This is a genomic window from Pseudomonas sp. 2995-3 (assembly GCF_002742565.1).
GTDB lineage: Bacteria > Pseudomonadota > Gammaproteobacteria > Pseudomonadales > Pseudomonadaceae > Aquipseudomonas > Aquipseudomonas edaphica.
In genome coordinates, this window is the sequence record NZ_LJSB01000095.1 from 1 (window position 1) to 233 (window position 233).

At 38.6% G+C, this 233-nt stretch carries 1 protein-coding gene; it reads right to left on the minus strand.

The genetic code is table 11. The features are described from left to right. Positions 1-64: 64 nt before the first annotated feature. Positions 65-223 carry a VanZ family protein gene (locus AOA62_RS32645; protein ID WP_368665704.1) on the minus strand — a complete coding sequence of 53 codons (159 nt, stop codon included), beginning with the start codon at positions 221-223 and terminating at the stop codon, positions 65-67. Positions 224-233 lie beyond the last annotated feature (10 nt).

Sequence of the window (233 nt, forward strand, 5' to 3'; positions counted from 1 at the left end):
TTTCATAGTAATTTATATGTGCTATGGCTTGGCTTGTTATTTCACGATTGGTAGGCGTAGAAGGTTACTCAGTTGTTTTTGTCTGAATTGTTTTTTTAAACCAAAATCGCTTTCTCCAGTAAATGATAATTGCTATTCCGATTATGCCACCAATAGCATCTAGTATGACATCTTCCACCATCCCAGTTCGATCAGGGTGGTAATATTGGCGAATCTCATCCACCGATGCGTAG